The 26558-nt window shown below is 71.5% G+C and carries 23 protein-coding genes and 1 pseudogene; 10 read left to right on the forward strand and 14 right to left on the reverse strand.

From position 1 onward, the window contains the following. Positions 1-18: 18 nt before the first annotated feature. The 11 genes and pseudogenes from H0B56_RS13835 to H0B56_RS13885 all read right to left on the reverse strand — a co-directional run bounded on the left by H0B56_RS13835 (position 19) and on the right by H0B56_RS13885 (position 13358). Positions 19-1224 carry an MFS transporter gene (locus H0B56_RS13835; RefSeq protein WP_180893433.1) on the reverse strand — a complete coding sequence of 402 codons (1206 nt, stop codon included), beginning with the start codon at positions 1222-1224 and terminating at the stop codon, positions 19-21. Further along, positions 1221-2030 (reverse strand): glucose 1-dehydrogenase, encoded by an 810-nt coding sequence (locus H0B56_RS13840; RefSeq protein WP_180893434.1) that lies wholly within the window; start codon positions 2028-2030, stop codon positions 1221-1223. Before H0B56_RS13840 ends, H0B56_RS13835 begins: the two co-directional genes overlap by 4 nt. A gap of 162 nt (positions 2031-2192) precedes the next feature. Then, a pseudogene (locus tag H0B56_RS13845) lies at positions 2193-2870 on the reverse strand (SDR family oxidoreductase); the annotation flags it as partial. Next, complete coding sequence (locus tag H0B56_RS13850) at positions 2867-4234, reverse strand: aspartate aminotransferase family protein (RefSeq protein ID WP_180893436.1); 1368 nt, start codon at positions 4232-4234, stop codon at positions 2867-2869. The gene H0B56_RS13850 and the pseudogene H0B56_RS13845, both read right to left, overlap by 4 nt. Continuing rightward, complete coding sequence (locus H0B56_RS13855; protein WP_180893437.1) at positions 4231-5538, reverse strand: aminotransferase family protein; 1308 nt, start codon at positions 5536-5538, stop codon at positions 4231-4233. The genes H0B56_RS13850 and H0B56_RS13855 overlap by 4 nt, the downstream gene beginning before the upstream one ends. Next, positions 5538-6986 carry an aldehyde dehydrogenase family protein gene (locus tag H0B56_RS13860; RefSeq protein ID WP_180893438.1) on the reverse strand — a complete coding sequence of 483 codons (1449 nt, stop codon included), beginning with the start codon at positions 6984-6986 and terminating at the stop codon, positions 5538-5540. Before H0B56_RS13860 ends, H0B56_RS13855 begins: the two co-directional genes overlap by 1 nt. A 124-nt stretch (positions 6987-7110) precedes the next feature. Then, a complete protein-coding gene (locus H0B56_RS13865) occupies positions 7111-8628 on the reverse strand; it encodes a SulP family inorganic anion transporter (protein ID WP_180893439.1) in 1518 nt (505 codons plus the stop codon). Between the two features lie 4 nt (positions 8629-8632). Beyond that, the gene (fahA, locus tag H0B56_RS13870) at positions 8633-9841 is read right to left on the reverse strand and encodes a fumarylacetoacetase (RefSeq protein ID WP_180893440.1); all 1209 of its coding nucleotides are present in this window, start codon (positions 9839-9841) and stop codon (positions 8633-8635) included. Beyond that, positions 9838-10746, reverse strand: a complete 909-nt coding sequence (locus H0B56_RS13875) for a hypothetical protein (RefSeq protein ID WP_180893441.1) — start codon at positions 10744-10746, stop codon at positions 9838-9840. The genes fahA and H0B56_RS13875 overlap by 4 nt, the downstream gene beginning before the upstream one ends. Beyond that, positions 10743-12389 (reverse strand): FAD-dependent monooxygenase, encoded by a 1647-nt coding sequence (locus H0B56_RS13880; RefSeq protein ID WP_180893442.1) that lies wholly within the window; start codon positions 12387-12389, stop codon positions 10743-10745. The genes H0B56_RS13875 and H0B56_RS13880 overlap by 4 nt, the downstream gene beginning before the upstream one ends. Positions 12390-12395: 6 nt before the next feature. Further along, entirely contained in the window at positions 12396-13358 is a 963-nt protein-coding gene (locus H0B56_RS13885) for an MBL fold metallo-hydrolase (RefSeq protein ID WP_180893443.1), read from the reverse strand. Positions 13359-13464: 106 nt separating this feature from the next. On the opposite strand from H0B56_RS13885, the gene H0B56_RS13890 reads away from it, so the two are divergent. Next, entirely contained in the window at positions 13465-14004 is a 540-nt protein-coding gene (locus tag H0B56_RS13890; RefSeq protein ID WP_180893444.1) for a MarR family winged helix-turn-helix transcriptional regulator, read from the forward strand. Between the two features lie 145 nt (positions 14005-14149). Here the strand turns inward: H0B56_RS13890 and H0B56_RS13895 are convergent, their stop codons facing one another. Next, positions 14150-15373 (reverse strand): MFS transporter, encoded by a 1224-nt coding sequence (locus H0B56_RS13895; protein ID WP_343063899.1) that lies wholly within the window; start codon positions 15371-15373, stop codon positions 14150-14152. Positions 15374-15531: 158 nt separating this feature from the next. Here H0B56_RS13895 and H0B56_RS13900 point away from each other — a divergent pair, with 158 nt between their 5' ends. Continuing rightward, positions 15532-16212 carry an FCD domain-containing protein gene (locus tag H0B56_RS13900; RefSeq protein WP_180893445.1) on the forward strand — a complete coding sequence of 227 codons (681 nt, stop codon included), beginning with the start codon at positions 15532-15534 and terminating at the stop codon, positions 16210-16212. A gap of 22 nt (positions 16213-16234) precedes the next feature. Here the strand turns inward: H0B56_RS13900 and H0B56_RS13905 are convergent, their stop codons facing one another. Then, positions 16235-17407: a 4-hydroxybenzoate 3-monooxygenase gene (locus H0B56_RS13905; protein ID WP_180893446.1), complete on the reverse strand. Its 1173-nt coding sequence runs from the start codon at positions 17405-17407 to the stop codon at positions 16235-16237. Between the two features lie 174 nt (positions 17408-17581). Between H0B56_RS13905 and H0B56_RS13910 the strand changes: the two genes are divergently transcribed. The 5 genes from H0B56_RS13910 to H0B56_RS13930 all read left to right on the forward strand — a co-directional run bounded on the left by H0B56_RS13910 (position 17582) and on the right by H0B56_RS13930 (position 21950). Then, positions 17582-18382, forward strand: coding sequence for an IclR family transcriptional regulator (locus H0B56_RS13910; protein ID WP_180893447.1), 801 nt, complete (start codon positions 17582-17584; stop codon positions 18380-18382). A 125-nt stretch (positions 18383-18507) separates the two neighbouring features. Then, the gene (locus H0B56_RS13915; RefSeq protein ID WP_180893448.1) at positions 18508-19464 is read left to right on the forward strand and encodes an ABC transporter substrate-binding protein; all 957 of its coding nucleotides are present in this window, start codon (positions 18508-18510) and stop codon (positions 19462-19464) included. Further along, a complete protein-coding gene (locus H0B56_RS13920; protein ID WP_180893449.1) occupies positions 19461-20279 on the forward strand; it encodes an ABC transporter permease in 819 nt (272 codons plus the stop codon). The genes H0B56_RS13915 and H0B56_RS13920 overlap by 4 nt, the downstream gene beginning before the upstream one ends. Continuing rightward, on the forward strand, positions 20276-21052 hold the full coding sequence (locus tag H0B56_RS13925) for an ABC transporter permease (RefSeq protein WP_180893450.1): 777 nt from the start codon (positions 20276-20278) through the stop codon (positions 21050-21052). The genes H0B56_RS13920 and H0B56_RS13925 overlap by 4 nt, the downstream gene beginning before the upstream one ends. A 70-nt stretch (positions 21053-21122) precedes the next feature. Further along, positions 21123-21950, forward strand: coding sequence for an ABC transporter ATP-binding protein (locus H0B56_RS13930; protein WP_219632766.1), 828 nt, complete (start codon positions 21123-21125; stop codon positions 21948-21950). A gap of 260 nt (positions 21951-22210) precedes the next feature. Here H0B56_RS13930 and H0B56_RS13935 read toward each other — a convergent pair whose 3' ends face one another. Further along, positions 22211-22987 (reverse strand): GH25 family lysozyme, encoded by a 777-nt coding sequence (locus H0B56_RS13935; RefSeq protein WP_246361189.1) that lies wholly within the window; start codon positions 22985-22987, stop codon positions 22211-22213. Between the two features lie 697 nt (positions 22988-23684). Here H0B56_RS13935 and H0B56_RS13940 point away from each other — a divergent pair. From H0B56_RS13940 to H0B56_RS13950, 3 genes are read left to right on the forward strand one after another with little or no spacing between them, the layout of a single operon-like run. Then, positions 23685-24428 carry a (Fe-S)-binding protein gene (locus tag H0B56_RS13940; protein ID WP_180893452.1) on the forward strand — a complete coding sequence of 248 codons (744 nt, stop codon included), beginning with the start codon at positions 23685-23687 and terminating at the stop codon, positions 24426-24428. 17 nt (positions 24429-24445) lie between these two features. Then, positions 24446-25921: a LutB/LldF family L-lactate oxidation iron-sulfur protein gene (locus H0B56_RS13945; protein ID WP_180893563.1), complete on the forward strand. Its 1476-nt coding sequence runs from the start codon at positions 24446-24448 to the stop codon at positions 25919-25921. Then, positions 25918-26553, forward strand: coding sequence for an LUD domain-containing protein (locus H0B56_RS13950; RefSeq protein WP_180893453.1), 636 nt, complete (start codon positions 25918-25920; stop codon positions 26551-26553). The genes H0B56_RS13945 and H0B56_RS13950 overlap by 4 nt, the downstream gene beginning before the upstream one ends. The last annotated feature ends 5 nt before the right edge of the window (positions 26554-26558 follow it).

Here is a 26558-nt window from a genome sequence, read left to right on the forward strand (position 1 = left end):
GCGCCGGTCACCACTGCCCTACCGCATGCGCCGTAGGGCCAAGCCGCACGCTGCGGCCGCCGCCGCGAGCACGCCCGTGGCCACCGGTGTGAGGTGCCAGCCACCGGCGATCCCGGCCAGGGCCGCGACGGCGGGCGGTCCGATCAGCTGGCCCAGGTTCGCGCCCTGCATCGCCACGCCGGTCGCCGCGCCCACCGAGCGGGGCGACCGGGCCACGTCCGGAACAGCCCCCAGTACCGCCGAGGGGATGAAGCCGCCCACCAGCGACATCGCCACGCAAGCTGCGTAGCGCACGCCGAGCGGCAGAGCCTCCGCGTAGACCAGCACCGCGGCCACGGCCATCACCACGCTGGAGCCGACGATCATCCGCCACCGGGCCAGCCCGCGATGCTGCAACACCCCGCCGAGCACGTTGCCGGGAGCGTTCGCGGCGAATGCCCCCGCCGTCAGCGCTGCTGCGGCCGCCACAGCCAGCCCCTGCTCCTCCACCAGCATGGTCGGCAGGAACCCGAGAACCGCCAGGATCTGCGCGGCATAGGCGGCGAACGCCAGCCCCAGCAGCAGCGACCCCCGCGTCGGTTTGGCGCCTGCGGCCCATCCACTACCGGCACGCCCTGCCACCTCGCCAGGGGCGGCACCCCGGGACACCCAGGCGACCAGCACCGCCCACACCACCGAGAGGACCGCGGCGACCAGCCACGTGCCGCGCCACCCCATGACGGCGACCAGCGGTGCCGCGGCCAGCAGCATCAGCGCGGTCCCGGTCGGCATGTACGCAGGCCATGAGCCCATCACCAGGCCAAGGTCGTGTTGCCTGCTCACCCTCGCCAGCAGCCCGGGAACCGACAGCACGACGACCATGAACGCCACCCCTTCGGCGAACCGCGACAGCAACAGCGGCACCGCGGAATCCGCGAGCGCCCCGATCGCGCTGGTCAGGCCGATCGCGAGCAACCCGCCGACCGCGGACCGGCGATGGCCGACCACATCGGACAGCGCTCCCAGCGCCAACCCGAGAAGGGCGCCGGTGAGGTTGAAGCTCGATATCACGAAACCGGCAAGCGGCAGGGACAGCTCCAGCTCGTCCCGGATCACCGGAAGCGCACCCGGAGCCTTGCCGATGTGCAGCGCGGCCACTACCCCGGCACCCATGAGCACGAGCACCGCGGGCCAGCGCGTTGGCGATACACCCGCGCCGGGATGCAGCGGAACGGTGCCGCTCATGCCCGCCGGTCGACGGTGACCGCGGGCGCGTCCGGCGGTCGCCGCCCGACGGTGAGGCCGCCGTCGACCACGAGCACGTGCCCGACAACGTAGGAGGCCGCGTCCGAGCACAGCCACACGGCCGCCTCGGCGATCTCCTCCGGGCTCGCCGCCCTTCCGACCGGCTCGGCGGCCAGCGCCGCCTCGGCCCACTCCGGGTTGTCCACCATGGACGCGCTCGTCATCCCCGTCGCGGTGAACCCGGGTGCCACCGCGTTGACCCGGATACCGTACGGGGCGTGCTCGATGGCCGCGACCTTGGTCAGCGCCACCACACCCGCCTTCGACGCGGCGTAGTCGCCGAGGCTGGCGTTGCCGGTGATCCCCGCGACCGAGGCGGTGTTGACCACCGCGCCGTGCCCCTGCTCGGCCATGAGCTCCAGTTCGAAGCGCAGGCACAGGAACACGCTGGTGAGGTTGACCGCGATGGTGCGGTCCCAGTCCTGCTTGCGCATCGCGGCCACCGGGCTCGCCGCACCGCTCACCCCGGCGTTGTTGTGCGCGTAGTCCAGCCGCCCGTGACGCGCGGCTGTTCCCCGCACCAGGTCTCGCACCTGCTCCTCGTCGGCGACGTCGACGCGCCGGGCCTCGGCGTGCCCTCCCCCTGCCTCGATGAGTCCTGCCGTCTCGGTCGCACCGTCGGCATCGATGTCCGCGGCGACCACGCTCGCCCCTCGGCGGGCGAAGCCGAGCGCGCTCGCCCTCCCGATCCCCGAACCGGCTCCGGTCACCAGCGCGACCCGGCCGCGCAACTCGTCGTGCGACACGGTGTACTCCTTACTCCGGGATCCTCACTCCAGGCCCAGGGCGTCCTTCCACTGCCGGGCGCCGGTGGCCTCGTCGACCGCTCGCGCATCGGCGACGGCCTCGGCGGCATCCGCGCCGACGAGCCTGCGTACCGGGAACGCCCGCTCGTCGGTGATCGCCTCCAGCACCGCGTCGGCGACCTCCTGGGGATCACCGGCCTCGTCGACGGCCGAGGCCACCGCCGACTCCATCGCCTCGCGGAACGCGGCGTACGGACCGTCGCCGTCCCGCTGCTCACGGCGCACCCGGTTGTCGCGGATGCTGGTGGCGAAGAACCCGGGGTCGAGCTGGCGCACCCGGATACCGAACGGTTCCACCTCCAGCGCCAGCCCCTCGCTCGCCACCCCGAGCGCGTGCTTGCTCGCCGCGTACGACCACGTCATCGGCCGCCCCGGCAGGCAGGCGTCCACCGAACCGATATTGACGATCACCCCGGATCGCCTGCGCCGCATCGCGGGCAGCGCGGCACGGATGACCGCGAGCGCCCCGAAGTAGTTGGTGTCGAACACCAGGCGCAGGTCACCGTCCGGGATGTTCTCCACAGCGCCGAACATCCCGACACCGGCATTGTTGACCACCACATCGAGCTCACCGCACGCGGCGACCGCGCTGGTGACCGAATCCTCGTCGGTGACGTCCAGGCGGACGACCCGGATGTCCCCGGCGGCCTCGCGCAGCACCGCCGCTCGTTCCGGGTCGCGGACCCCTGCGCGCACCCGGTATCCGTGCCGTGCCAGCGTGCGCGCCGTAGCCAGCCCTATCCCGCTCGAGCACCCCGTGACCAGCGCCGTCCCTGTCATGACACCAGCTCCGCCACACACTCGGCGAACGCGGCCGTATGGCGGTCCACATCGCTCTCGGTCGTCGCCGGGCACATCAACGCCATGTTGTGGAACGGGGTGAGCAGCACTCCCCTGTTGAGCAGGTGCAGGTGGATGGCAGCTTCCAGCCGCGGTACCCGGAACCGCTTGGCCTCCCCGCCGTCGCGCGGGGCGCGCGCACTGAACAGGTACTCCACCCGCGCACCGAGACGCGTGGAGTGCCACGGCAGTCCGTGCTTGCCGATCACCTCGGTCACCCCGCGCTCGAACCGCTCCGCGAGCGCGCTCATCCGCGCGTAGGCCTCCTCGGTCATCACCTCTTCCAGGGTCGTGCGCAGCGCGGCCAGCGTGAGCGCGTTGCCTGCCAGCGTGCCACCGAACCCGGCGTGGCTGATCCGGTGACCGTCCTTGGCCGTGTAACGCTCGAAGGTCTCTGCGACCTCGGCGGTCATGCCGTAGACAGCGGCAGGGATCCCGCCCGCGATCGACTTGCCGAGCACGAACATGTCCGGCTGGAGGCCGTGGGCGCGGGTGTAGCCGCCAGGGCCCGTGGATATGGTGTGGGTCTCGTCGATGATCAGCAACGTTCCCGTCCTGCGGGTGATCTCGCGCAGCGCATCGTGGTACCCGGGCTCGGCGGGGACCACCCCGACGTTGGTCATCGCGGGCTCGGCCAGCACGCAGGCGACGTCGCGTTCGGACAGTGCCTGTTCGAGGGCGTCGACGTCGTTGAACTCCACCAACCTCGTGGTGCGGTCGGTGTCCACGGCGTTCGGCGCGACACCGGGCTGCGGCACCATCCTGCCGTCCTGCAGTGCCACCTGGGTCTCGTCCACCGAGCCGTGGTACTTGCCGTTGAACACGAGCACCTTGTCCCTGCCGGTGGCGATGCGCGCGATACGGATCGCGAACCGGTTCGCGTCGGTGGCCGAGGTCGCCAGCTGCCAGTACGGCAGCCCGAACCGCCTGCTCAGCTCCTCGCCGACGGCTGCGGCGTCCTCCGTCGGCAGCATGGTCGTCGTTCCGGCGTGTACCTGGCGGCTGACGGCCTCGGCGACGAGCGGGTTCGCGTGGCCGAACATCGCCCCGGTATCGCCGAGACAGAAGTCGACATAACTCTTTCCGTCCACATCGGTCAGGTATGCGCCCTCGGCCCCGGAGAGGTAGACCGGGTGCGGCGTCGGCCAGTTGGCCATCCAGTGCAGCGGGACGCCTCGGGGCATCGACCCCTCGGTGCGCTCGTGCAGCTTCTTGCTCCGCTGGTGGGTACGCTCGAACCGGGCCGTCTCGCGCTCCAGTAGGGCGTCCAGGAACTGGGGGTCGACCCCGTACTGCTCGCTCATAGGGCACGCACCGCCTTGGTTACCGCGTCGACGAGCGTGTCGGCCTGCGCCTCGGTGAGCACAAGGGGCGGGGACAGCACGATCGTGGACCCTGCCGCGCGCACCAGGACCCCGTGCTCCCGCGCGGCGTCGGCGACCGGCGTGGCGTCGTCGAGGGCCAGCTCCACGCCGAAAGCCATGCCGGCACCCCGGACCTCGGCGACCCGGTCGTCGCCCTCGAGCTGCCCGAGCCCGTCGAGGATGCGCGCGCCGAGCGTGCGCGCCCGGTCGAGCAGTCCCTCCGACTCGATGATGTCGATGTTGGCCAGCGAGACCGCCGCACCGACCGGGTGGCCGTTGTAGGTGAAGCCGTGCCGAAACGGGGTGCCGTCCAGCATGCCCATCACCCCGTCGCCGATGAGCACCGCGCCCATCGGGACGTACCCGCTGGACAGGCCCTTGGCGGTGACGGCGATGTCCGGTTCGATGCCGTAGTGCTCCGCACCGAACCAGTGCCCGAGCCTGCCGAACGCGGTCACGATCTCGTCGAGGATCAGCAGGATGCCGTGCTCGCGCAGCACCCGCTGCACCCGCTCCCAGTAGCCGGGCGGCGGCGGCACCATGCCACCGACGCCGAGAAGGGGCTCGCCGATGAACGCGGCGATGCGCTCCGGCCCGATCTCGGCGATCGTGCGTTCCAGCTCGGCGACAAGAACGTCGGTGGTCTCGGTGCCGTACGGCTTGCCGTGCGGCTTGCTCAGGTGCACGAACCCGGGAGTCAGCGGGCCGAATCCGTCGTGGAAGGCCGGCAGGCCGGTCGCGGCAAGCGAGGCCGAGCCGACACCGTGGTAGGCGCCCTGGCGCGACAGGATGACCGTGCGTTCCGGCTGCCCGGAGGCGTGCCAGGCCAGGCGCGCGAGCTTGACGGCGGTCTCGTTGCCCTCCGACCCGCCGTTCGTGTAGAAGACGGTGTTCAGCCCCTCCGGCGCGATCCCGGCGAGCCGCTCGGCGAGCCGGATCGCCTGCGGGTTGGACAGGTGCCAGAACGAGGCGTAGAACTCCAGCCGCCGCATCTGCTCGGCCGCGACCTCGGCCAGCTCGGCGCGGCCGTGGCCGACCGCGCACTGCCACAGGCCGCAGGTGCCGTCGATGTAGCTGTTCCCGTCGATGTCCCGCAGCGTCGCGCCGCTCGCACTGTCCACGATCAACGGTTCCGGCGCACGTCCCACCGTCGCGTGCGGGTGCAGCACGTGCGCCAGGTCCAGCCTGCGCAGCTGCGCGGCGGTCTCTCCTGCGGCGGCGGTACCGCCAGGTGCGCTGACCATCATCCCTCCAGGCCGATCCAGACGCTCTTGACCTCGCTGTACTCGTCGAGGGCTTCCTCACCCATCTCGCGACCCCAGCCGCTCGCCTTCATCCCGCCCCACGGGGCCGCGGGATCGATCCCGGCGATCATGTTGACCCGCACGCACCCGGCGTGGATGCGGTCGGCGAGGCGGTGAGCCGTGGACACGTCGCGGGTCCAGACGGAGGCCGCCAGCCCGTAGTCGGAGTCGTTGACCCGGGCGGCGACCTCGTCGACGTCGTCGAACGGCAGCACGGTCAGCACGGGGCCGAAGATCTCCTCGCGGGTGATGCGCATGCCGTCGTCGGCGTCGGCGAAGACCGTCGGCAGGTAGAAGCTGCCCTTCTCCAGCGGGCCCGTGCCGCGGGAGCCGCCGGTGACCAGCGTGGCGCCCTGCTCGATGCCGCTTCGCACGTAGGCGTGCACGCTCGCCAAGTGCTCCTCGCCCACCAGCGGGCCCATCTGCGTGTCGGGGTCCAGGCCGGGGCCGATGCGCACCTCCTCGGCCGCAGCGGCGATCCGCTCGGTGAACTCCTGGTAGCGCGACCGCGCCACGTAGAACCGTGCCGAGGCCGCGCACACCTGCCCGGAGTTCTGCACGCCGCTGCGCAGGTTACCCGGCACGGCCCGCTCGAGGTCGGCGTCGGCGGTGACGACACTGGCCGCCTTGCCGCCGAGCTCGAGGGACAGCCGCTTGAGGTTGCCCGCCGACGCGCGCACGATGCCACGCCCGACCTCCGTCGAGCCGGTGAAGGAGACCTTGTGCACGCCATCGTGCTCGGCGAGCGCCTTACCCGCGTCGCCGCCACCGGTGACGACGTTGACCACGCCGGGTGGGAATCCCGCTTCCCCGGCCAGCGCGGCCAGGCGCAGGGCGGTCAGCGGGGTCTGCTCGGCGGGCTTGAGCACGACGGTGTTACCGCAGGCGAGCGCGGGGGCGAGCTTCCAGGCTGCGATGAGCAACGGGAAGTTCCACGGCGTGATCAGTCCGCACACCCCGACCGGCACGCGCCGGGTGTAGTTGAGGGCGCCGTCCCTGGAGTGTGCGGGCACGCGGCCGTCGAGCTTGGTGCACCATCCGGCGAAATACCGGAAGTGCTGCGCGGCGCCTGCCACGCTCACCGACCGCGCCAGCGACAGTGGCTGCCCCTGGTCGCGGGTCTCCAGCTCGGCGAGGTCCGCCGCATGCTGCTCGATCAGCTCCGCGACGCGCCAGAGCAGGCGACCCCGGTCGTCCGGAGTCATGCCCGCCCATCGCGGGTCGTCCAGCGCCTCACGAGCCACCTGGACTGCCAGATCGACGTCGTCCGAGCCACCCTCGGCGACCTCGGTAAGGATCTCACCGGTGGCCGGGTCGCGTGTGGCGACCGTGGCCCCGGACTCCGCGGCGCGCCACGCCCCGCCGATGAACAGCCGACCGCGCTCCAATCTCGCCTCCCACTACGGAAGTTTGTTACTTACAAAGTAACAAGTGTTTCTCACAACGAGCATACGGCGCACACGGGTGCCCCGTAAAGGGCTCGGAGAGCGAAACGAGGAACGGGACCGGCGATCAGGAGCGGATCAGGTCGCCGAGCACCCGCTCGGCACGCTCGGCGACATGGTCCGGGATGTCGCAGAGCTCGATCTCGGTTCCGGACTCGCGGGTGTGCTCGATAACCGACCGCAACGACAGCAGGCCGGTGAGATCCACGCGGCCCAGCCCCTGCAGGTGCACCATGACCCTGTACACATCGGGCTGCTCGGCGAGCAGGGCCAGCAGGCGCCCCTCCAGCACCGGCGCGGACGCGAAGTACAGCACCCCGCTGAGCCACACGTGCAGCGTCGTGCCCGTGTGCGTGGCCGTGACATCCAGCCGCATCTCCCGCCAGAGGTGTACGGCCAGCGACAGTACGACCCCCGCGACGATCCCCCACTCGACACGGGGTGCCGCGGCGAGCGTGATGACGAAGGTCAGCACCGCGATCGCGAACTGCGGGCGCGAGCAGCGCCATGCCTGCGTGAACGGGCGCACCTCGAGCAGCGAGAGCGCCGCGGCGATCACCAGCCCGGCCAGCACGGCCGTGGGAAGGTCCGCGAGCACCCCGGCGGCAGGCAGCACCGCCAGCACGACGAGACCGGTCACCGCCCCGCTCCATCGCGTCCGCCCGCCGGAGAGCCGGTTCAGTGCCGAGCGGGAGAACGAACCGCCGGCGGGCAGGCCGCTGAACAGCCCGGCAACGATGTTGGCAAGACCCTGCCCGGTGAACTCGCGGTTGGGGTTCCACGGGGTGCGGTCCATCGAGGCGTAGCGGCGCGCGATGGAGGACGGCTCGGCGAAGCCCACGAGCGCGATGACCACACCGGGCACCACGAGCGACGGAAGGGCCTCCCACGGCAGCCCGAGATCCAGCGGAGGCAGCCCGGCCGGGATCGCCCCGACCACCGGCACCGCGACGACGTCGAACGCGCTGAGCAGCAACGCACCGACCGTGGCGAGCAGTACCGCTGGGAACAGCGGGCTGATCCTGCGCCCGGCAAGCACGACCAGGACCGTGGCCACTCCGATGCCGACGGCGACGGCGTCCCACGCCCCCGGAGCCCCCAGCGCCTGCGCCGCGCCGAGGAACGGGTTCGCCGCGCCGGCGTCGCCGTCGACGAGCGTGGGAACCTGCGAGGCGATGATCAGTATCGCCGCCGCGACGGTGAACGCCGACACCACGGGCTGCGACAGCAGGTAGGACACCGCGCCCCAGCGCAGCAATCCGAACAGCAGGCGCACCACGCCCACCACGATCGCCAGCAGCGCGGCGTGCGCGGCGAAACCGGCCGTGCCCGTCTCGGCGAGCGGGGCGAGCGCGCTCAGCGTCAGCAGGCTCGTCAGCGCGACCGGGCCGGTCTGCAGGTACGGCGAGGAGCCGATCAGCGCCGCCGCGAGCGGCGCCACGGCCGCGGCGTACAGGCCGTGCACCGCGGGTAACCCGGCCAGCTCCGCGTACGCCAGCGACTGGGGGATCAGCACCAACGCGACGCTGAGCCCGGCGACCAGGTCACCGCGGCGCGGCAGCGTCAGCGATCGCCTCCAGCGCACCACCTCAGCCCGCCGGCTCGCACTCGGCGGCGCGGATCGTCCCGGTCACCGCGCCGAAACCGATCCGGCCACCGTCCTCGGCGGGGGCGGTGGCGCTGATGCTGACGGTGTCGCCGTCGGCGAGGAACGTCCTCGGCTGCCCACCGGAAAGCTGGAGCGGCTCGGTGCCGTTCCAGGTCAGCTCGATCAGCGAACCGCGCGTCCCGGCCGCCTCGCCCGAGACGGTTCCCGAGGCGTACAGGTCGCCGGTACGCAGGCTGGCGCCGTTCACCGTCATGTGCGCCAGCATCTGTGCGGGCGACCAGTACATCCCGGCGTACGGCGGCCGGGAGACGACCTGCCCGTTCAGCTCCACCTCCAGCTGGAGGTCCAGGCCCCACGGTTCGGACTCGGTGAGGTAGTCCATCGGCTCCGGGTCCTGCGCCGGGGTGGCGACCCTGGCCGCGGCCAGCGCCTCCAGCGGCACGACCCACGGCGAGACCGACGTCGCGAACGACTTGCCGAGGAACGGCCCGAGCGGCACGTACTCCCAGGCCTGGATGTCGCGCGCCGACCAGTCGTTGACAAGGCACACCCCGAACACGTGCTCGGCGAAGTCCTTCGGCGGAACCGGCTGCCCCAACCGGCTTCCGGTGCCGACCACGAAGCCGACCTCGGCCTCGATGTCCAGCTTGGTCGACGGACCGAACGTCGGCGATTCCTCGCCGGGAGCCTTGCGCTGCCCGCACGGCCGCGCGATCGGCGTGCCGGAGGGCACGACGGTGCCTGCCCGGCCGTGATAGCCGACAGGAAGGTGCTTCCAGTTCGGCAGCAGCGGCTCGGTATCCGGGCGGAACATCCTGCCAAGGTTCGAGGCATGCTCCTCGGAAGCGTAGAAGTCGACGAAGTCGGCGACCGCGAACGGCATGTGCAGGCCGACCCGCTCCAGCGGATGCAGCGCGGGCTCGACGACCTGCCGGTGCGACTCGTCGGTGAGCAGCTCGCGGATCCGCGCACGGACCTCGCTCCAGCGCGCGCGCCCGGTTTCCAGGAACGGGTTCAGCGATGGTCGCGCGAACACCTCGTCACCGAGCGCGTCGGCGAGGTCGAGCACGTGGTCACCGATGCGGACCCCCACCCGAGGCGCCTGCCCCTGCGGGGAGAACACGCCGTACGGCAGGTTGTCCACACCGAAACCGGCTTCGGCGACGACCGGAACCCATGTCGTGCTCACGTAACCCTCAACCTTTCTCGCTCGTCGTGCTGCCCTGCCAGGCCCAGCTCGGCAGCCTCGGTGACCGGGACGGCCGTGCTGCACGAGCCGTAGCTGGCCAGCGCGCGCCGGGTCGCCCCAGCGGCACGCGATGTCATGCTCCTGGCCTGCCGGGCGAGCTCGGGGGTGTCCCTGCTGCGCAGCGTATCGGCCACGGCACCGGCCTGCGAACCCGCCACCGCACGGGCCACCGCGAGCACCAGGTTCAGGTAGCCGTGATGGTCGAAGCCGGTGTCCGGGTCGGTGTAGCGCACAGCGTGGTGCAGCCCCGCGGTGGTCTTGATCGTCACCCCGGCGCGCGCGGCGGACACCACGGCGCGCGCCAGCTCCTCGGGGCCCGGGAACGCCCCGGCGGTCGCACCCCCGCAACGGAACTTCAGGCCCACCTGCCACGTGCCCGCCCGCCCGGCAACAGCCGCGACCAGTTCGTCCACATCGGAAAGCGCGACCGGCTCGAGGTACACCGGCAGGTCCTCGGCCACCCCCGCGTCCTCGACCGCGGCCACGGCGGCGCGCGCGGCCGCGCGCGGCTCCTCCTCGCCGGTGACGCGCAGCGGGAACTCCACCATGGCCTGCTCGAGGCGCTCGTCGCCGGTGATCGCCCCGACCGCCGAGCGCAGGCCGTCGGCGCCCGTGTCGGCGATCAGGCCAAGGTGGAAGGTATCCCCCGGTTCCAGGTGCCCCCGCAGCTCGTCGACCCGCGAGGCCGGGCACAGGAAGCGGTGACTGAGCACCGGGCTGCCCGCTGCGGCGTCGGCGCGGTGCCGGGACACGGCGTCGGCCATGTTCAACGCCGTCGGCGGGAACAGACCTGCGTCGTCGACCAGCCCGGCCAGCAGCTCGGGCGCGGATGGTGCCTGGGTCATGCTCGCTCCCTCGTGTCGTGTCCTCGCGCGGCCACCCCGTCTCCCGCCCCCGCGGCGCGGCCGAGTGCGGCGGCGACGTCGGCGTGCCGCGGCTCGGTCAGCACCGCGGCGGTGTGCGCGTCGGGCCGGATCACCCACACCTCATCGGCCCGCGCGCCGAGCGCGCGGCGCACGGTGCCGTCGGGGTCGATCGTGGGCAGTTCGAGCACCCGCACCGGCCCGGCCGTCGCCCCCGCCGCCGCGTCGCGCGCCATCGCGGGATCGGTGCCCTGCCCCGCAAGCAGCAGGAACCCGTCCCGCGCGAGCTCGCGCAACCGCGAGGCACCGGCCTCCGGCGCTGACACCGGCACGTCCGGGACGAGGATCCCCGGCCCGGCGGGCGGGGTGCTGCCGCGTGGTGGGCGGCCCGCGAAAGGCCGTCGCCGGTCGGGCGTGGTCAGTGGCGAGTCGACGTACCAGTAGGGCTCGGCAAGCCTGCCCGAGTTCACCTCGGCGTGTGCGGTGCGGTCGTGCACCGCGCGTTCGAGCACATCCAGCCTCGTGCGCTGCTGCTGCTCGGTGTGCGGGACGAGGAAGTCCATGGTCGCCGTGGTGACGTCCAGGTTCTCCAGCGCAGCCGCGTGCCGCTCGGCGTGGTAGCTTTCCAGCAGCTCCTCGCCCGCCCAGCCGCGCAGCACCAGCGCCAGTTTCCACGCCGCGTTCTCCACATCGGCCACCCCGGAGTTCAGGCCGCGCGCGCCGAACGGGGCGAACAGGTGCGCGCAGTCGCCTGCCAGCAGCACACGGCCGGCGCGCATCCGGTCGACCACGCGGGAGTGGAAGCGGTACACCGAGTTCCACACGATCTCGTAGGGCCGCTCGCCGATGATCGCCCGGATGCGCTCGTCCAGCGCCCCGCCGGCCTCCTCGGCCTCGAGGTCGTAATCGCTCGGCACCTGCCAGTCGATGCGGAACGTCGAGCCGGGGCACGGGTGGATGAGGACCTGGCGGCCCGGGTTCCACTCCGGGTCGAAGTAGAAGCGGCGCTCGTGCGACCACCCCGGCAGCGAGGCGCGGATGTCGCAGATCAGGAACCGGTCCTCGAAGGAGTGACCGGAAAACGTCACCCCGAGAGCCCGGCGTACCTCCCGGCCGGTGGCTCCGGCGCAGGCCAGCGCGTAGTCGGCGGGCAGCTCGACCGTCCCTGCCGGGGTGGCGCAGCGCAGCCGCACACCGGTGCCGTCCTGCTCGATGCCGACGACCTCGTGCGCCCACCGGGTCTCGATGAGCTCCTGTCCGGCGATCCGCTCGTCAAGCAGCTCCTCGGTGCGCGACTGCGAGATGTTGACGAACGGCGGGAAGCACGACTGTCCGGGGTCGTCGAGCGTGTAGGCGAACAGCTCGTGATCCCGGTAGAAGGTGCGGGCCGTTGTCCAGGTGAGCCCCTCCTCGGCGACGCGGCGTCCCACCCCGACGGCGTCCCAGATGTCGAGCACGTCCCGTTGCTGGCAGATCGCCTTCGACCCGACCAGGTCCCGCTCGGGCCGGGCGTCCAGCAGCGTCACCGGGATGCCCCAGCGGGCGAGCAGCAGCGCGGCAGTCTGGCCGACGGGTCCGTTGCCGATGACGGCGACCCGGCCCGCCGTGGCGTTCGTGCTGACCATGCTCACTCAGCCCTGCAGCTGGTCCCAGACCTCGCGGTCGCGTTGCGCCGTCCAGATGACCGGTCGCTCGATGCCGGAGAGCTCGTCCCACAGGCGGGAGACGTCGAACGGCAGGCAGTGCTCGAAAATGGGCCAGGCTCCGTACCTGTCGACGAGCGCAGCGTGCGCCGCGTCGAACGCTGCGGAGAGCGCGCCTCCGCGGGCGTGCACCGCGCCGACCTCGCGGAGCATGACATCGAGGAAGTGCCGGGTCTGCTCGATGGCGGCGTCGACGGCGTCCCTGCCGCGAGTCACCGCTCCCCTGCCCCCGACGAGCGTCTCCGCGCCGAGCGCGGCGACGTTGTCCAGTGTGGAGCTCGCCCACTCGCGGTGGAAGGCGTCGCCGGTGTAGAGCGCGGCCTGCGACTCCACCAGGTCGCCTGCGAACAGGATCCCCTGGCGCGGCAGCCACGCGACGATGTCGCCCTCGGTGTGGCCGCGGCCGAGGTAGCGCAGCTCCAGCGTGCCGCGGTCGCCGCCGAGGTCGATGCCCGCACTGTCGCTGAAAGTCATGTCCGGCCAGGTCAAGCCGGGGATCGAGGCCGGTTGCTTGAACAACCGGGGCATGCGGCCGTACTCGGAGGCCCAGTCCTGCTCGCCACGTTCGGCGATCAGGCCGCGCGTGTTGTCGTGCGCGACGATCACCTCGGCCTCGAAGGCGCTCGCGCCGAGCGTGCGCACCGCGTGGTAGTGCGAGAGCACCAGGTAACGCACCGGCTTGCCGGTGTGCTCGCGCAGCCTGGCCAGCCAGTCCCCCGCGGCGACGGGCGTGGCCAGCGCGTCGAAGCAGACGAGGAAGTCCTCGCCCTCGATCGCGCCCACGTTGGGGTCTCCCTCCGCGGTGAGCGCGTACACCCCGTCGGCGAGAACCTCCAGGGTCTGTTCCTTCTCCTCGAGGTCACCGGAGGACGCGAACGCCTTCGTGGCCACGGCTACCACCTCAATGATCAAAGATTTGATTATCTCTTCCGGGAGAAGTGTAGCGCCGACGCCACTACAACGGAAGCGTCTTTCAGCGCGGTCTAGCCTGGGGTACATGACCACGGACCCCGCAGCGGCCGAGCAGCTGGACTACCTGTCGTTCGTCGACTACGCCGTCGACGAGGCCACCGGGCACCTGCCCGACGTCGACCCGGTGGCGATGCGGCTCGTGCTCACCCTGCACCGGCTCACCAGCGCGCTCGTCTACGACCTCGAGGCGACCGTGCACCGTCCGCACGGATGGAGCTGGTCGGGGTTTCGCGTGCTGTTCGTACTCTGGCTGGCGGGCCCGCTGGAGTCCAAACGCATCGCGCACCTGTCCGGGACGAGCCGCGCCGCGGTGTCCGCTCTGGTCAAGACCCTGGAACGGGACGGGCTCGTCACCCGCAGGCGCGCCGAGCACGACGGCCGCGCCGTGCGGGTCGACCTCACCGACCGCGGGCGTGCGGACATCGCCCGCGCGTTCGGCACGCACAACGAGCGCGAGCAGGCGTGGGCGAGCACGCTGAGCGAGCAGGAGCGCACCACCCTCATCGAGCTGCTGGACAAGCTCATGACCGGAACCGAGGCCGACGAGGTCCGCCGCCGCTTCTAGGCACGCGCGTGGGGAGCCCGATGTCACCTCCGGCTCCCCGCGCACCCACCGAGCGCAGAGGCGACGGGGAGCCCAAGGTGACCTTGGTTCCGTAGAAGGAGCCGTACGTGACATTCGGCTCCATCCCCCCCCCCGGGGGGGGGGATCAGACGTAGCGGGGTCTGCCGGCGACCGAGCCGAACAGCATCTGGGCGAGCAGCACCCCGATCAGCATCAGCAGCGGCACGGTCCAGCCGCCGGAGATGTCGTGCAGCAGCCCGAACAGGAACGGCCCCACGGCGGCGAGCAGGTACCCGAAACCCTGCGCCATCCCGGACAGCCGCGCGGTGTCCTCCCCGGTGCGGGCGCGGAGCGCGAGCAACGTCAGTGCCAGCGAGAACACGCTCATTCCCGTCCCGATCAGCAACGTCCACAGCAACGGCACCGCCGCGGGAGCGAGCATCAGGCCGACCATCCCGGTCAGGCCGATGACGCCGAGGCCGACGATCCATCCCGACTGGCTGCGTTGCCGCGCCGCCAGCGCGGGAACGGTGAGGCTGACCGGGACGCCGACCAGCGACAGCGCGCCGACGTACAGTCCCGCGTTCGCCTGGCTCACCCCGGCATCGATCAGCACGAGGGGCAGCCACCCCATCAGCACGTAGGCCAGGCAGGCCTGTAGCCCGAAGAAGACGGTCACCACCCATGCCAGGGGGCTGCGCAGCAGGGAACGCGCCGGGCCGTGGCTCGCCGGGGCGGTCTCACGTTCCGCAGCGGGACCGGCACGACGCCGCGCCCGCGCGGCGAGCGACCACACCACAAGCGCGACCACCGCGAGGGCCGCCCAGCTGGCCAGGGCCGGGCGCCAGCCACCAAGCGCGGTGCCAAGCGGCGCCGTCACCGCCGAGCCGAGCGCCCCGCCCCCTTGCAGGGCTGCGGTGTACATCCCCGTCATCAGCCCGATCCGGGCGGGGAAGGAGGACTTGACGACGACCGGAACCAGCACGTTGGCCAGCGCGATCCCGCCCGTGGCCACCATCGTGCCCGCCAGCACCAGCAGCGGACCCCCGAGCACCCTGGCCAGCAGCCCGCAGGCCAGCACCGTCATCGACAGGGCCACCGCGGCGGTTGTACCGGCACGGCGCGCGAGGGCCGGGGCTGCCAGCCCGGCCAGCGCGAAGCACAGACCCGGGATCGTGGTCAGCACCCCCGCCCAGGTGGCAGAGGCACCCAGGCCGTCGCGGGCCTGGCCGAGCACCGGACCCACGCTGGTGATCGCGGGACGCAGGTTCAGCGCCACCAGCACCACCGCGACACCGAGCAGGAGCCCACCCCCGGCCGCACTGCCGTGCCGCGTCGCGGGCCGTGCCGCGGGCCGTGCCTCGTCTATGCGTGTCGAGATCCCCGTTCCGGCTGTCACGTCCGCTATCATGACAGACATAGGATGATTGGATGAAGTGATCCCCCTACCGACGTGACCCGTGTCAACTCACCGGACGGCCGTGACACGATCACCACCGGAGTTGGACCAAGCGAAAGGACACGAACGTGCCCCTCAGCGCAACTCGCCGGACCGGGCTGGTCGAGCAGGTGATCGGCCAGCTCCGGGATGCCATCACCGGCGGTGAATGGCCCGTCGGCCACCGCATACCGACCGAGCCCGAGCTGGCCGCATCCCTGAACGTGGGACGCAACACGGTGCGGGAGGCCGTGCGCGCCCTGATGCACAGCGGGCTGCTCGAAGTCCGCCAGGGGGACGGCACCTACGTCCGCGCGACCAGCGAGGTCTCCGGGGCCATCCACCGGTTGTGCGGCTCCGAGCTACGCGAGGCCCTCGAGGTACGCCGCACCCTCGAGGTCGAGGGCGCCAGGCTGGCTGCGATCCACCACACCCCCGAGGAGCTCCGCGAGATGACCGAGCTGCTCGACGAGCGTGACGCCGCGCGGCACAGGGACCGGTTCGAGGAGTTCGTCCGCACCGACGCCGCGTTCCACACCGCGGTCGTCCGCAGCGCGCACAACACCCTGCTGACCGAGCTCTACCACGGGCTGACCGAGGTGGTGCGCGGCAGCGTGGCTGCCACGTCCCCGCAGCACACCGCGCCCGGGCACGACATCGAGCACCGCGGCCTGCTGAACGCGATCGCCGAGCGCGACCCGGAACGCGCCGCAGCCGAGGCGCGCGGATTCCTCGACGAACTGCTCGCCGGTATCGGCGACCGGGGATGAGCGGCGCGCATCCCCGGGAGGCTCAGCCCGGCGTGTAGCCCACGTAGTTCTCCGCCAGCGATCGTGCCGCCGCGGGCGACTCCGCCACGTAGCGCAGGCGGGAGAGCTGCATCCGCGCCTGGGCCCCCGAGTCGCCCGGCATGCGGTGCAACATCGAGGTCATCCAGTACGAGAAGTCCTGCGCCCGCCACACCCGGCGCAGGCAGGTGTCCGAGTAGCTGTCCAGCGCCTGGCGGTGTCCCCGCGCGTACCAGTCGTCGAACGCCTCGGCGAGCACCTTCACATCGGCCACCGCGAGGTTGAGCCCTTTCGCGCCGGTCGGTGGCACGATGTGCGCCGCATCGCCAGCCAGGAACAACCGGCCGTACTGCATCGGCTCGGCGACGAAGCTGCGCACCGGTGTGATGCTCTTGTCGATGATCGGGCCTTCCCGCAGCGCGAACCCGTCGTCGGTGCCGAGCCTGGTCTGCAACTCGGACCAGATGCGCTCGTCGGGCCAGTTCTCGATCGGCTCCTCCGGGTCCACCTGCAGGTAGAGCCTGCTGACCTCGGCCGAGCGCAGGCTGTGCAGCGCGAAGCCGTTGTCGTGGAAGGCGTAGATCAGCTCGTCCGTGGACGGGGCGACCTCGGCGAGGATACCGAGCCAGCCGAACGGGTAGGTGTGCTCGTAGGTACGCGCGTGACGTGCCGGGATCCGGTCCCTGCATATCCCGTGGAACCCGTCGCAACCTGCGACGAAGTCGCAGGCGATCTCCACCTGCCTGCCGTCGATGGTGGCGCGCAGCACGGGCGAATCCTCCTCGATACCCGAGACGGCCACGTCGTCGACCTCGAAGTGCACCGCCCCGCCGTCGGCCCGCCGGGCCGCGATCAGGTCCCGCACGACCTTCTGCTGCCCGTACACCGTGACGTTCTTGCCGGTGAGCTCGGTCAGCGGGATGCGGTGCATGGTGCGGTCGAAGCACAACCGCAGTCCCTCGTGCACGATCCCTTCGCGGTCCAGGCCCGCGCCGACGCCGGCCTCGCGAAGCAGGTCCGTCGTCCCTTGCTCGAGCAACCCCGCCCGGACCCGCTCCTGCACGTAGGTCTCGCTGCGCCGTTCCAGCACGACCGAGTCGATACCGCGCAGGTGCAGCAGGTGCGACAACAGCAACCCGGCCGGCCCGGCCCCGACGATCGCCACCTGCGTACGCATGTCGCCTCCTCCTGCTCGCCGTCGAACGTCCCGCAATGCTGACCCGCGAGCGCACCACTTGACGAGCCTGGCCTTCCGGTGAACGGAAGCTAACGGTTGCGCGTGGGACCGGCTGGGTATTCTTTCTGGTCAGCGAGAGACCCGCACTGCCCACGTCAGGATGGAAGCGCACCGATGGCAGGTAACAGCTCCGAGTCCGGGCGAACCGTCGCGGCACGTACCCTCGCGCTGCTCGGCGCGTTCGACGTGGCCCATCCCCGGCTGTCGTTGTCCGAGATGGCCCGCCGCGCCGGGTTGCCCCTGGCCACTGCGCACCGCCTCGCGGGCGAGCTGGAGGCCTGGCGCGCGCTCGACCGTGACGAGCAGGGCTGTTACCGGATCGGGCTGCGGCTGTGGGAGACCGGCCTGCTGGCTCCGGTCTCCAGCAGCCTCCGCGAGGTCGCGCTGCCGTTCATGCAGGACCTGTACGAGGCGAGCAGGGAGAACATCCATCTGGCCGTGCGCGACGGGTTCGACGCCCTCTACGTGGAGAAGCTGTCCGGGCACAGCTCGGTCCCCGTCATCTCACGGATCGGCGCCCGCCTGCCGCTGCACGCCACGGGGGTCGGTAAGGCTCTGCTGGCCTTCGCCGAGCCCGCGTTCATCCGCGCCTACTGTGAGCGTCCCCTGCCCCGCTACACGCGCTACACCATCGCCGAGCGGGGCAGGCTGTACCGCGAGCTCGCGCGCACCCAGGAGCGGGGCCATGCCGAGACCAACGAGGAGATGACGCTCGGTTCCACCTCGGTTGCGGTGCCGATCCCGCACACCAGCGGCGCACCCACCGCATCGCTCGGGTTCGTCGCGCACTCGCACCGGTCCGAGCTGACCGGTCTCGTGCCCGCGCTACGCGCGGCCGCCGAGGGAATCGCCCGGCGCCTGAACGAGTCCGCCGACGACCGCGCGCCCGGGCTGGTACACGACCCCTCGGTGTAGCCGGCAGCCGCACGCGAAGCACGCTATGTCTTCCGCTGAACGGAAGGCCTCCGTTGACCGCCGGTGTGGCCCTGCTTACGTTCGCACAGCAATAAGCCCTTGACTCCCCGACCGCGGAGCATTCCATGAAGCGAACCTCGACCGTGGCAACGGCGGCTGTGGCCGCGCTCGCACTGGCCGCCTGCGGTGGCGGCGAAAGCGAGCAGGCAGGCGGCGGCGGAACCGACGAGGTGACCGTCGGCGTCATCCCCATCGTCGACGTCGCGCCGATCTACCTGGGCCAGCAACAAGGCTTCTTCGCCGAGCGGGACATCGAGCTGACGCTGGAGACCAGCCAGGGCGGCGCGGCCATCGTGCCGGGTGTCGCCAGTGGGCAGTTCGATTTCGGCTTCAGCAACATGACCTCGCTGCTGACGGCACAGACACAGGACCTGCCACTCCAGGTCACCGGCGCCGGGGTGGCCACGACCGGTGACGTCGACGACGACTTCGGCGCGATCGTCGCCCCCGCCGGTTCCGGCATCGACGACGCGTCCGACCTCTCCGGCCGGTCGGTCGCCGTGAACACGCTGAACAACATCGGGGACACCACGGTGCGCCACACGGTCGAGCAGGCAGGTGGCGACCCGTCCGATATCGAGTTCGTCGAGCTCGGTTTCCCCGACATGCCCGCCGCCGTGCAGGAGGGTCGCGTGGACGCCGCGTGGATGGTCGAGCCGTTCGTCACCATCGCCACCGACCAGGACGCCGAGATCGTCGCGTCCAACTTCGCGGCGACGCACGAGGAGCTCGCGGTGGCGGCCTACTTCACATCGACCGAGCTCGCCGAGTCCGATCCGAACCTTGTCGACCGGTTCACAGAGGCGATGAACGCGTCGCTGGACTACGCCCAGGACAACCCGGAGCAGGCACGCGAGATCCTCGGCAGCTACACCGACATCGACTCCGCTACCGCCGAGTCGCTGACGCTGCCGGAGTGGCCGACCGAGATCAACGAGGAGTCTGTGCAGCTGCTCGCGGATCTGGCGGTCGAGCACGGCCTGGTGGAAAGTGAGCCGGACGTGCAGGCGCTGCTGCCATGAGTGTCGCGACAGCGACCCGCACACCGCAGGCCGGGGCGCGGCGTAGGGTGCCCGACAGCGTCCTGGGCCTGGCCGGCCTGGCTGGTGTGGCGGTGCTGTTCGAGCTGGTCCCCCGCGTGGGGCTCGTCGACGAGCGGTACCTGCCGCCGGCCAGTGTGACCGCGACCGCCCTGGCCGAGCTGGTCAGCGATGCGGCGTTCTGGCAGGCCCTGACCTCGACCCTGCTCGGCTGGGCGCTCGGACTGGCCATCGCCACGGTGGCTGGTGTGGTGCTCGGCATCGTGATCGGCAGCGTTCCCGCCCTGCGGGCGGCGACCAACTCGACGATCGAGTTCCTGCGCCCGATCCCGTCCGTGGCGCTGATCCCGCTCGCGGTACTGCTGTTCGGCGCGGACCTGCGGTCGACGTTGATCCTGGTGGTGTATGCCAGCTTCTGGCAGGTGCTTGTGCAGGTGCTGTACGGGGTGGCCGATGTCGATCCGGTCGCGCGGGACACCGCCCGGTCCTACCGGTTCTCGGCGCTCTCGCAGGTGCGCACGGTGATCTGGCCGACCGCCCTGCCGTACGTGATGACCGGATTCCGGCTCGCCGCTGCGGTCGCGCTGATCCTGGAGATCACCGGCGAGCTGATCATCGGCAGCCCGGGACTGGGCAACGCGATCGCCACCGCCCAGTCCTCCGGCGCTGTGGCCACGATGTACGCGCTGGTCGTGGTCACCGGCCTGCTCGGGGTCGGTGTCAACGTGCTGGTGCGCCGCACCGAACGGCGAGTGCTGCGCTGGCACCCCTCCGTACGTAGGGAGGTCGCCGCATGACCGCGATCGCCTGGGGCAGGAAGCTCGCCATCGCCGCCGGGCTGCCTGCGGTGCTGGTCGGCATCTGGTGGCTGGCCACCGCAGGCAGCACAAGCGTGTACTGGCCACCGCTGAGCACGGTACTGGAGACGTTCGCCCCGACCTGGCTGGAAGGTCGGCTGACCTCGGATGTGCTGCCCAGCCTGCTCCGGCTGGCCGCGGGCTACGCGCTGGCGCTTGCGCTGGGAACCGCGCTGGGCACCGTGATCGGCTCCTGGCCGACGGTGCGCGCGCTGACCGAGCCCGCCCTCGAGTTCTTCCGCGCCATCCCGCCTCCGGTCCTTGTGCCGATCTTCATCCTGTTCGCCGGGATCGGCGACGGGATGAAGATCCTCGTCATCATGGTCGGCTCCGTCTGGCCGATCCTGCTCAACACCGTCGAAGGGGTCCGCTCGATCGACGAGGTGCTGCGCGACACCGCCCGCTGCTACCGCTTCCGCCGCCGCACACGGCTCGTCCAGCTGGTGCTGCGCGGGGCGAGCCCACGCATCGTCACCGGCGCCCGCCAGGCGTTGTCCATCGCGATCATCCTCATGGTCATCAGCGAGATGTTCGCCGCGACCAACGGCCTCGGGTTCTCCATCGTCCAGTTCCAACGCAGCTTCGCCATCCCGCAGATGTGGAGCGGCATCATCCTGCTCGGCCTGATCGGTGTCGCCCTGTCACTGATCTTCCGAGCCTGCGAGGCACGTGTCCTCGCCTGGTACCAAGGCCAGCGGGCAGCACAGCGGTAACGCCACCCACCGGAGACCACCCATGAGCACCCTCGAGACAGCATCCGAGTCACCACCCCAGGACACCACCATGGACAACGATGCCCCCACCACCCCGCTGCTGGACGTGACCGGCCTGCGGAAGGTCTTCGCCGGGGCCAACCGCGCGGTCGAGGCCCTGCAGGACCTCACATTCACCGTCTCCCGCGGCGAGCTGATGTGCCTGGTCGGGCCATCCGGCTGCGGCAAGACCACCCTGCTGCGCTGCGTGTCCGGCCTGCTGGCACCGACGACGGGCGCCGTAACGCTGAACGGCGCCCCGGTAACCGAACCGCCCCGCGGCATGGCGGTGGTCTTCCAGGAGTACGGGCGCAGCCTGTTCCCCTGGCTGACCGCCTGGCAGAACGTCGAGCTCCCGCTGAAGGAGAAGAAGGTCCCCCGTGGCGAGCGGAAACGCCTCGTCACCGAGGCACTCGACGCGGTCGGGCTGACCGAATCACGCGACGCCCACCCCTGGGAGCTCTCCGGCGGGATGCAGCAGCGTGTGGCCATCGCCAGGGCCGTGGCCTACGAGCCACAAGTCCTGCTGATGGACGAGCCCTTCGCCGCTGTCGACGCCCAGACCCGAGGCGAGCTCGAGGACCTCGTCCGCGCACTCTGGCAACGCCTCGGAGTCACCGTCCTGTTCGTCACCCACGACATCGACGAAGCCGTCTACCTCGGCCAGCGCGTCGTCGTCCTGTCCGCCTCCCCCACCGTCGTCCTCGACGACGTCCCCATCACCCTTCCCGACGAACGTGACCAGATCACCACCCGCTCACTCCCCCAGTTCGCCGAGCTGCGGGCGGCCATCTACGAGCTGGTACAGCACGCCAAGAACGGCTACCGACCACAACCGGACACCGAACACCCCTCGTGAGGGGCTTGTCGGCGCTGGCGCGGATGGTGGTGCCTGCCGGTGCCCCCGGCGCGCCTACCCGGCTGCGGTCGTGGGTCCTGCTGGCGGCGGTGATCCTGGTCGCGCTCAACCTGCGCGGGCCGATCGCCGCCGTGGCACCGGTCCTCGGGGACCTACGTGGTTCGTTCGGCGTCGGCGGCACCGCTGGTGCGGCGAGCCGAGGGGCCCCTTCGGTACACATGCTGTACCCGAGGCCCCCTTCGGCTCGCCCCTACCGGCCGCTAGCGCGAACCGTCGGCGGGCACGTCCTCGGCGCCCCAACCGCCTGCCAGCTCCACGAGATCACGGTAGTTCCCGTTGAACTCGTTGGAGTCGAGCGGGTCCGTCGTGTACTGCCAGAACGTGTAGTCGTCCCATTCCGGGGGAAGCTCGCCTGTCTCGGTCGCGTAGCGCACGATCCATAGTGGATTGTCAAGCTCGAGATCCCGGTCCTGGCCGACGCACTGCCGCCACCACATCGTGTTCGTGTAGATCACCGGGGACCGTCCCGTGTGGCTCTCGTAGGTGTCTGCGAATTCCTCGATCCAGCCGACCACGCCGGACGGGGACCTGCCGTAGCAGGTCTCGCCGTACGGGTTGAACTCGATATCCAGCACCCCCGGCAACGTCCGGCCGTCCGGTAGCCAGTGCCCTCCGTTGGCCACGAAGTGCCTGGCCTGCGCGGCCCCACCCGAGCGGTCGGGTAGCGCGAAGTGGTACGCCCCCCGGATCATGCCGACCTCGTGCGCCCCCCTGTACTGCCGCGCGAAGTAGGGGTTGGTGAACGTCGTGCCCTCGGTGGCCTTGACGTAGGCGAACCGCTTGCCCTCCTCCCACCAGCGCTGCCAGTCGACGTCTCCCTGCCAGCCGCTGACATCGATCCCCCACTGCGTGGCCGGTCTCTCCTCCGGACGGCGGGCCGCCGTCGCCCCGTCCGCCCGGCCGGACCCGGCTGCCTCGGCACCGGCGTCGGGGCGCACAGCCGTCGGGTACCCCTCCCGTGCCAGACTCCCCGGCATCGGTGGCTCGAGCCGTGCTGTCGTGGGGGCCAGCCCGGGCAACGGCACCCGCAGTGACCCCGCACCACCCGGTGACGGCCCCACGAGCGGAACGTGCACCCACTCGGCCACCGGCTGCAGCTCACCCACAGGGACATCCAGCGAGCCTGCGGCCGGCCGGGGTTGTCCGGGCAGGGTTCCCGGCAGGGGTGGCAGCGTCACCTCCGCACGGCCCTGTTCACGCGCCGGGTCCCGGTCGCCGGAAAGCTCCCCGGGCAGCAGCAGCTCGGTCAGCGCGGCACCGTCCGGGGCGGAACGGTCCGGCAGGAAGATCGCCACCAGCAGCAGGATTCCTGCCGCGACCGCGAGGATGGCCTTCCGGGTGCTGGCCGGACGGCGGGGCACACGCGACATCGGCATCCGGGCCTCCGCATGCCGCCCGGAGCCGGCGCCCCGGCCCGGACAGCGGCCGGTCGTCAGTGGCTACGGTCCGCCCCCGATTGTCGCCCACAGCTCGACGGCTGTCGCCGCTTCGTGCGGAATGCTACGAATACTCGGCGCCGTCACCCGCGCCCGGTCCGGCACGTGGCCGGTCACCGGCGGCACCGGGCACACCCCGGAGCCGGTCCCCGGTGCGGCGTCGTTCGGGGCTGCCCACCGGCAGGCGGTATGTCGCTATGCTCGTGCCCGTACCGGCCGCGGAGAGGGAGGCGAACGCATGCGAGTCGCGCTGCTGGCCACCTGCGTCGCCGACACCATCGCCCCGCGAGCGGCTCGGGCGACCGTGCGGCTGCTGGAGCGGCTCGGCCACGAGGTGGACTTTCCCGCCGAGCAGACCTGCTGCGGCCAGATGCACATCAACTCCGGGTACCCGGATCTCGCGATGCGCCTCATCCGGCACCACGCGGACACCTTCGGCGGCTACGACGCCGTCGTGCTGCCGTCGGCCTCGTGCGCGGGGTCGATCCGCCACCAGCACGCCGTCGTGGCCCGCAGCCGGGGCGACGCCGGACTGGCCGAGCGGGCGGACGCGCTGGCCGCGCGTACCTACGAGCTCTCCGAGCTGCTGGTGGACGTGCTCGGGGTGCACGACGTCGGCGCGCGGTACCCGCACCGGGTCACCTACCACCCCACCTGCCACTCGCTGCGCATGCTGCGTGTCGGTGACCGGCCGCTCACCCTGCTGCGGCACGTCCGCGACATCGACCTGGTCGAGCTGCCCGCCGCCGAGGAATGCTGCGGGTTCGGCGGCACGTTCGCGATGAAGAACTCGGCCACCTCCGGTGCGATCCTTGCCGACAAGGTGGCCAACATCCGCTCGACGGCCGCCTCGGTGTGTGCGGCGGCCGACTCCTCGTGCCTGCTGCACATCGGCGGCGGGCTGTCCCGGTCGCGCACGCCGGTGCGCACCGTCCACCTCGCGGAGATCCTGGCGAGCACGGAAGGGACCGATGCGCTGTGAGCACGGCGTTCCTCGGCATGCCGGAGCTACCCGGCGGGCACGGCAACCTGCGGGGAGCCGCGGAGTTCCCGGACGCGGCGCGGCAGGCGCTCGGCAACCGGCAGCTCCGGGACAACCTGGCGCACGCGACAGGGGCCATCAGGGCGAAACGCTCGGCCGTGGTCGACGAGGTACCCGACTGGGAGGAGCTGCGCGCCGCGGGAAGTGCCGTCAAGGCCGATACGCTCGCCCGCCTCCCGGAACTGCTCGAGCAACTCGAGTCGGCCGTGCAGGCTCGCGGTGGCGTGGTGCACTGGGCCAGGGACGCCGAGGAGGCGAACCGGATCGTCACCGAGCTGGCCGGACGGCAGGGCGCGCGCGAGGTCGTCAAGGTCAAGTCGATGGCTACCCAGGAGATCGGGCTGGACGCCGCGCTCGACGCCGCGGGCATCACCGCGACCGAGACCGACCTCGCCGAGCTGATCGTGCAGCTCGACAACGACCGACCCAGCCACATCCTGGTTCCCGCCATTCACCGGAACAGGCGGGAGATCGCCGAGATCTTCGCCGAGCACATGCGCGACGACCAAGGCAGGCCGCCCACCGACCTGGGCGACGACCCGGCCGCGCTCACCGAGGCCGCGCGCAGGTACCTGCGCGAGAAGTTCCTCCGCACCCCGGTGGCGGTCAGCGGGGCGAACTTCGCGGTCGCCGAGACCGGGACGCTGTGCGTGGTCGAGTCCGAGGGCAACGGTCGCATGTGCCTGACGCTGCCGGACACGCTCATCACCGTCATGGGTATCGAGAAGGTCGTACCCACATGGCGTGACCTCGAGATCTTCCTGCAGCTGCTGCCGCGATCATCCACGGGTGAGCGGATGAACCCCTACACCTCGATGTGGTCGGGGGTGCACGGCGAGGGCGGGGCCCCGGACGGTCCGCGCGAGTTCCACCTGGTCCTGCTGGACAACGGGCGCACCCGTGCCCTGGCCGACGATGTGGGGCGGCAGGCGCTGCACTGCATCCGGTGCAGTGCCTGCCTGAACGTCTGCCCGGTCTACTCGCGCACCGGCGGGCATGCCTACGGTTCCACCTACCCCGGTCCTATCGGGGCGATCCTGTCGCCGCTGCTGACCGGAATGGACGCAGACGACACCAACGCGTCCCTTCCGTTCGCGTCCACACTGTGCGGGGCATGCTACGACGTCTGTCCTGTCAAGATCGATATCCCCTCGGTGCTCGTGCACCTGCGCGGGCAGGCGACGCGGTCCGGGCACCGGACCGAACGCGCCACGATGCGCCTGCTCGCCTGGCTCATGTCCTCGGCAGGCAGGTTCACCGCGGCCCGGCGGCTGATGCGGCTCGCCAGGTTCGGTGCCCGCGGCGGGCGGTTCCGGCGACTGCCACCGCCACTGTCCGGCTGGACCGACCATCGTGACCTGCCCGCGCCGCCGCGGCGCACGTTCCGTCAGTGGTGGGCGGCGCGCCGCCGGAACGGCGGTGGTGCCCGGTGAGCGCGCGCAGCGAGATCCTGGCACGCGTCCGCGCGGCGCTCGCCGACGAGCCCGCCGTGCGCCAGGTGCCCCGCGAGTACCGGCAGCACAGCCGGGACGCCGGCACCGCGGATCTCGCCGAGATGTTCGGCGAGCGGCTCGCCGAGTACACCGCGCGGGTACACCGTGCTACTCCGGAGCACACCCCGGCCGAGATCATCGCCGAGGTCCTGCGAGCACGCGGTGCCAGCAGTGCAGTGGTGGCACGCGGCCTGCCCGCGCGGTGGCGCCCCGGCACCGCCTCGATCGGGTTGGTCGACGACACCGGGCTCGGCATCGGCGAGCTCGACCGCACGGACGCCGCGGTCACCGGATGCGCCGTGGCCATCGCCGAGACGGGCACTCTCGTGCTGGACGCCGGGGCCGACCAGGGCCGCCGCGCGATCAGCCTCATCCCCGACCATCACGTCTGCGTGGTGCGCACCGACCAGATCGTCGGCACGGTAGCCGAGGCGCTGGCCGCGCTGGACCCGCTACGCCCCCTGACCTTCATCAGCGGGCCCAGCGCCACCAGCGACATCGAGCTCGACCGTGTCGAGGGCGTGCACGGTCCCCGGAACCTCGACGTGATCGTCACCCCCGTGGGGTGCTGAATCAC

It is taken from the genome of Haloechinothrix aidingensis (genome assembly GCF_013450155.1).
Taxonomy (GTDB): Bacteria; Actinomycetota; Actinomycetes; order Mycobacteriales; family Pseudonocardiaceae; genus Haloechinothrix; species Haloechinothrix aidingensis.